At 33.7% G+C, this 7,182-nt stretch carries 3 protein-coding genes; 2 read left to right on the top strand and 1 reads right to left on the bottom strand.

Annotated elements, in window-relative coordinates; translation table 11 throughout:
• Nucleotides 1-412: 412 nt before the first annotated feature.
• Nucleotides 413-1,183, bottom strand: a complete 771-nt coding sequence (gene fetB / locus F6K18_RS31140) for an ABC transporter permease (protein WP_287526728.1) — start codon at nt 1,181-1,183, stop codon at nt 413-415.
• A gap of 1,506 nt (nt 1,184-2,689) precedes the next feature.
• Between fetB and F6K18_RS31135 the strand changes: the two genes are divergently transcribed.
• Nucleotides 2,690-3,841: a DegT/DnrJ/EryC1/StrS family aminotransferase gene (locus F6K18_RS31135; protein ID WP_287526725.1), complete on the top strand. Its 1,152-nt coding sequence runs from the start codon at nt 2,690-2,692 to the stop codon at nt 3,839-3,841.
• 1,594 nt (nt 3,842-5,435) lie between these two features.
• The gene (locus F6K18_RS31130; protein WP_287526723.1) at nt 5,436-7,172 is read left to right on the top strand and encodes an AarF/ABC1/UbiB kinase family protein; all 1,737 of its coding nucleotides are present in this window, start codon (nt 5,436-5,438) and stop codon (nt 7,170-7,172) included.
• Nucleotides 7,173-7,182: the final 10 nt, after the last annotated feature.

Genomic DNA, 7,182 nt, shown 5'->3' with positions numbered 1-7,182 from the left:
ACGAGCAAGGTTTAAGTATAAATACATACTACATTAACTATTGACTATAATTCTTAATATTAGAATCTGTGTTCCACCATCTTCGTGGAAAAAGGTACTGTAGTATGTTTGTCGTGCGGAATGTGGGTTTTAGAGAAACAAGAAAAATTAGATGAAGCTTTCACTTATTATCAAAATGCTATTCACCTTTATCCGAATTTATCTTATTACAAAAACAGGTTATATCAAGTGTCATAAATTAATCCGAATCAATAGATAAATAGAAGAAACAGGACTTACTCATGGATGAGAAAATATAACAATTGAAAATTTAAGATGGAGTGGTTAGTGTAGGGAAAAATCATTAAAATTACAGTAATTCCAGTGAGACAAATTTAGGCTGATAGCTGATAGCTAGTTAAATAATCAACCGTTAAAAATTTTGTAATTGTGCATCTTGATTAAAAAATTGTCTACATAAACTATAAGTAACCAATAAACTTGTCATCAAATTTGCAAAAGCCAAAAGAAATATAATTAATATTTGATATGCCACAGCATCTAGAGGATTAATACCACTTAACAACTGACCAGTAACAATACCAGGAAGCGTCACTATTCCAACTACCATCATTAAATTTAAAGTAGGTATTAATGCAGCACGAACAGCATCTTTTCTATATTTAGCAACTGCCTGTTGAGGAGTCGCTCCTAAACTTAAATAAGTTTCAATTTCTACTGGACTAGAATTAATTGTACTGACAAGTCTTTCTCCAGCGATCGCTGCTGTATTCATGGCATTTCCTAATACTATTCCTACTAAGGGAATTAAATATTGAGGTTCATACCAAGTATCAGGTTGAATAACTAATAAATTTGTATAACTGATACTTAAAACTGTACTTGTTAAAATCGAAACCCAAACTAAAGGTAATAATCGAGGTATTTTTTTACTAATTCTATTTCTAGCTACAACAGAAGCAACTGTTAACATAATAGTAATCATAGCAACCACCAACCAAGGTTGTTTATTATCAAATACTATTTCTAATACATACCCAACAAATATTAACTGTACAATAGTACGAATTGTCGCTATTAACAGTTGCCATTCTAATCCTAATTTTTGCCAAGCTGACAGACCAATAGCTATCGCAATAAGTCCTAAAGCTATAGCTATATCTGTAATTGTTAATTGAATCATATTCGTTACTTATACCAAATTCATAAGAAGTTGCATAGAATAATATTTTAATCAGAGTTGACTCTAGATTAAGACATACAGGTTAATAAATTTCATAATTCTGTGCAACTTCATATAAAATTGGTATGTTGAATTTTATATTAGTTAGGGCTTGCTGATTAACTCTCAAAACATTGACAGATAAAGCCAAGTTCCTTTTAAGTCGAAAAAAGTGTCAGTTTTTCAGTCTAAAAAGCTCAAAAAATCAGTATTTTAGCCAGACAAGAGCAGAAAAATAACTTTGACAATTCTTCCTCCTACCTCCTATATAATTCTCTGTTCCTCCTGAGTCCTACCCTCACCAAAAGACTTTTCAGCAAACCCTAGTTATTAAAAATCATAATGAACCTCACTAGAAGTATTCTGCTTTCTAGTGAGGTATGACTAATTTATATTAATGTATATTCTGAAACTCTAATTTTTAGAAGACCTAGCTAGGAATAGTTAATTAGAATTGCAGATATGAGGATTCTTTAAATGTAAGCATTCAGCTATTAGCGGTCAGCTATTCCTAGGTCATGCTGCGCAAACAGCTTTTTAATAGACATCTCCACCAAATGAGGGAGTAGGGAGTAGGGAATAGGGAAAAAGAATTGATAATTGCTGTGCAATAATTGATTTGATTTTTTATTATTGGAGATGTCTAATGAATAAAGTAAGCATTCATTAGCATTCAGTTATTAGCAGTCAGCTATCAGCAATTAGTAATGAATAATTACTTCTCAGGTTTAGAAATGGGACTTTAGCAGTAAATTTTTATTCAAACTTAATTTCAAAGGTTGTTTTTACCTTCTCCAAAATTAATAGCTGATAGCTAATAGCTGACGGCTGAATGCTTACTCCAATACACATTCTCTTTTTTTCCAGTTTCTTTGTTATCAACTTTTATCACAGAATCTTTTGACATTGTATTTTCCTATTATGAGTTAAGTCATAAACAATTATAATTACTCTTAGGCAAATAAAAATTTACTTATCTTGGCAACAAATTTAAGGATTTATTCTAGATGTAAAAATATCAAAGATAAAAAGAATTATACTACTACCTAAAATTATAGATTAGGTCATTTCAGTTATCAGTTATCAGTACCTCTAGCTAAAGCATTGGCATTGAAATATTGAAATCTGGAATATTCTTTTTTTATTCCCTTAAAAGGTAAAAGTGGAGGCTTTAGACCACGATTTTTCGGCCAAGTTTTGATTGAGTTAATACTAAAAAATATCTATCCTTAGATTGTAGCTAAAATACAACTTTAGCAATCTTATTTGAATTGTGAGATATTGTATATTTTAGGAAATAGGGAATAGGGAACAGATATTGGGAGAAACACCGAAGTAATAAAATTATCACAAATGATTTAGGATTGCTATTACAAGACTCACCTTAACAGTAGCTTTATTTTCTGAGTCGGTTATCATATCAAGAAATTTTACTAGCTTTTTATTCTTTAATTTCTCACTCTTAATATGACTAATATTCCACCCTTAGATTTAACACAACAGTATAAATTAATCGCTGAAGAAATAAACAGTAGAGTCCAAGAAGTACTCAGCTCTGGTCGCTATATTGGTGGCTCTATTGTTGATGAATTTGAACAACAATTTGCTAACTATATAGATGTATCTCATTGTGTATCCTGTAACTCTGGCACTGATGCTTTATTTATGGCTTTACGAGCTGTAAATATTGGGCCTGGTGATGAAGTAATTACTACTCCTTTCACTTTTTTCGCTACCGCTGAAGTAATAAGTGCTGTGGGAGCAACACCAGTTTTTATCGATATTGACCCCCAGACTTTTAACTTAGATATTGAACAACTCCAATCAGCAATAACTGAAAAAACAAAAGCTATTTTACCAGTACATTTATTTGGTCAACCAGTAGATATGACCAGGTTAATGGCGATCGCTCGTTCCGATAATTTAATAGTGATAGAAGACTGTGCTCAAGCTACAGGGGCTGAATGGTTAGGCAAAAAGGTAGGAAGTTTTGGTGATATTGGTTGTTTTAGTTTTTTTCCTACTAAAAATTTGGGAGCTTTTGGAGATGGAGGTGCTTTAACTACTAATAACTCGGTGATCGCTGACCAAGTACGGATGCTCAAAAATCATGGACAGTCTGCCAAATATTTTTATGAACATATCGGTATTAATAGTCGCTTGGATACCATACAAGCTGCAATTCTGCAAGTTAAGTTACGTTATCTAGATAGTTGGAACGAGCAACGTCGGGATTTAGCAGATCGTTACTTTGAATTTCTGAGTGGAATAACTCCTGTAGTTCCTCCTCAAGAGTTGGCTGGTAGTAGATGTGTTTGGAATCAATACACAATTAGGCTCAAAAGTCAAGATTTAGAAGCTACAGTAAAGTCTCATTTTTCTAATTCTCTGCGTAATTGGATTCGTATTCAGCTACAAAACAAAGGAATAGGTTCAATGGTTTACTATCCTACTCCTTTACATTTACAGCCAGTTTACAAATTTTTGGCATTCCGTCAGTTGCCAGTGGTAGAAAAAGTTTGTCATCAGGTTTTGTCCTTGCCTATGTTTCCTGAACTTTCTACTCAACAACAAGAACAAGTTATATTTGCTTTGAAGGATTGTTTACAAGAACTTTAATAGTCAGGAATTACGCCAAGACACTACATATAGCAGATAAAAACTGTAGCACTATGGTATATATAGTGTTTTTGTTGGAAAAATGCTTCAATAATTTAGAATTTATAATTTATAATTTATAATTTAGAATTACCTCTTCTTGAAAGGAAAGGATTGGGTTACAGCGCTTTTCATTCGAGTAGACCACAAAGTCAGCCATCTATTGTGGAATTTGCAGTCCTTGTTTCGCTTACCACCGCTCCACCTACCACCTAACTTTTTAACTATGGTTTACCCATTTAAAAACTGCTGTACAAGGAATTTTTTTCTTCTCTTGGTCCATTGAATATGGCGAGGAGACCTCGCCATCCCACCCTACGGGAAGCTCCGAAGATCGACCGCTTTTTTCTCCATGAATGGAGAGGCTTTATACCTTAATTTTTCGGTAAGTTTTGATAGTGTTAACTTTAATATTTCTTTAAAATTTATTTTTGAAATTTGTAGTTTTGTATACTATACTTAATAAAAATAAAAAAAATTTAATTTAATACAGCAGGGATAAATTTTTTTATACCTTCTGAATCACTTAAAATCTGCCATTAGTTAAGAAGAAAAAAGGTGCAACAAACAACAAAAAGATGAAGGAAAATTTTCAGCTCTAAGCTCTAGAAATATAGCTAAATACAGAAAGATAACAATTGCCCGTTACTTAGAAACTGCTAATATCTTTGAGTTATTTTTGTTGTGAAATACCACCTTCTTTTTTCAGATGACTTACACAAAAACCCTATATATAGTAAACAAAAACTATAGTGCCACACTGTATATAGCGATTTGCCACAGAAAAGCCAAGGAGAAATACCATCTCCTATTTTTCAAATGACTTACGCAAAAACTCTATATATAGTAAACAAAAACTATAGTGCCACACTATATATAGCGATTTGCCACAGAAAAGCCAAGGAGAAATACCATCTCCTATTTTTCAAATGACTTACACAAAAACTCTATATATAGTAAACAAAAACTATAGTGCCACACTATATATAGCGATTTGCTAGAGAAAAACTAAGGTGAAATATCATCTCCTTTTTTCAGATGACTTATGCAAAAATTCTATATATAGTAAACAAAAACTATAGTGCCACACTATATATCTATATATAGCGATTTACCAGAGAAAAGCCAAGGTGAAATATCATCTCCTTTTTTCAGATGACTTACACAAAAACTCTATATATAGTAAACAAAAACTATAGTGCCACACTATATATAGCGATTTGCCAGAAAAAAGCCAAGGTGAAATACCACCCCCTTTTTTCAAATGACTTACACAAAAACTCTATATGTAGTAAATAAAAACTATAGTGCCACACTATATATAGCGATTTGCCAGAGAAAAGCCAAACAGACTTAAGTCATGTGTAACTAGCTATCAACTTTTAGCAGCTTTGGTTAAAATTCCCGACAACCACAAGCGATAGTTTAGGAGAAGTAGCGTATCCCCTTCTCCCACGTTAAAAAAAATGAACAAAGCTGAGTGCTGAGTGCTGACCGCTTCTCTAACTCAACTCAATAAATAAAAAATATAAAATTTAAGAGGAAAATATTAAAAGTGGATGACAATCACTTTAATTCAACAAGACGGTACGACCCAGAAGCGATCGCTAAATATTACCGTTACCGTCCCTGGTTAGTAATTTGGAGATTTCTCGTTATAGTTTTGTCTTTTGCTAGTTTTCTACTAGGAGTTTTATGGGATAAATGGCAATATGACAAAGTTGAAGATACTCCCGAACGAGCTACCCAACTGCGAAAAATCCTAACTCGCTTAGGACCAACATTTATTAAAGTAGGCCAAGCACTATCCACAAGACCAGATTTAATTCGTAAAGACTTTTTAGAAGAACTGACAAAATTACAAGACCAGTTACCACCTTTTGATAATAAGAAAGCAATCTCAATCATAGAGACAGAGTTAGGTCAAAACATCAACAACATATATAGCGAAATTTCTCCCAGACCAGTTGCAGCAGCTAGTCTGGGTCAAGTTTATCAGGCACGTCTTCGGAGCGGAGAAGTAGTAGCAGTAAAAGTTCAACGACCAAACTTATTGCCGATTATTACTCTCGATTTATTCTTAATGCGGTGGTCAGCAAGTTGGTTAGCTCCCTGGTTGCCTCTCAATCTTGGCCACGATTTATCTCTGATTGTAGATGAATTTGGCACAAAGCTATTTGAAGAGATTGACTATATCAATGAAGGGCGAAATGCAGAAAGATTTGCTACTTATTTTGCCGATGACCCAAGTGTGAAAGTACCATCAATATTTTGGCGTTATACTACCATCCATGTTTTGACCTTGGAATGGATTGATGGCCTAAAATTATTAGATACCGAACAAATTAAAGCAGCAGGTCTTGATACTGACACTCTAATTACAGTAGGTGTTACTAGCGGTCTACGTCAATTACTAGAGTTTGGCTTTTTTCATGCAGATCCTCATCCCGGTAACTTATTTGCCTTAAAAGATGGTCGGATGGCCTACATTGATTTTGGCATGATGGATCAATTGGAGCAGGATACTAAAGAAACTTTGGTTGATTCAGTCATTCATTTGATTAATAAGGATTATCAAGAGTTGGCTAAAGATTTTGTCAAACTTGGATTTTTGGCACCGGATGTGGATATTCAGCCAATTGTACCAGCTTTAGAAATAGTGCTGGGAAACATTATGGGTGAGAAAGTTAAGGATTTTAACTTTAAAACAATTACAGATAAGTTCTCGGAGTTGATGTTTGAATATCCATTCCGAGTTCCGGCTAAGTTTGCCTTAATTATTCGTTCTTTGGTTACTGAAGAGGGTTTAGCTCTTTCCCTAAATCCAAATTTCAGAATAGTTGATATTGCTTATCCTTATGTGGCAAGAAGATTATTAAAAGGTGAGTCCCCAGCATTACGTCGTCGGTTAATTGAGGTATTGTTTAAAGATGGAAAGTTTCAGTGGCAAAGGTTAGAAAATTTGATTGGCATAGCTCAGACAGACCAAAATTTTGATATACTACCTACTGCTCAATTAGGTTTACAATATATTTTGAGTGAAGAGGGTGAATTTCTCCGAAAAAAATTGATACTAGCAATGGTAGAAGACGACCGAATTCACACAGAAGAAGTTAGTCGTTTGTGGGGTTTAATTCAAGATGACTTTCAACCAAGTCGTTTGTTTAATATTGCTTTAGGTGCTCTAGCTGAATTTTCTACACAGAGAGCTACTGCAATTTTACCTTCTGTAATGGCAATGACAAATTTTCAAGTGAGGAGTCAGGAGTCAGGAGTCAGGAGTCAGAATTGAAGAGTTTATT

Source organism: Okeania sp. SIO2C2 (assembly GCF_010692625.1).
Lineage (GTDB): Bacteria > Cyanobacteriota > Cyanobacteriia > Cyanobacteriales > Microcoleaceae > Okeania > Okeania hirsuta.
This window is presented reverse-complemented; position numbering and strand designations above follow the sequence as displayed.

Bases quoted from the DNA above. Each gene is read 5' to 3' on its own strand.
- fetB (WP_287526728.1), bottom strand. From the start codon at position 1,183: ATGATTCAATTAACAATTACAGATATAGCTATAGCTTTAGGACTTATT.
- F6K18_RS31135 (WP_287526725.1), top strand. From the start codon at position 2,690: ATGACTAATATTCCACCCTTAGATTTAACACAACAGTATAAATTAATC.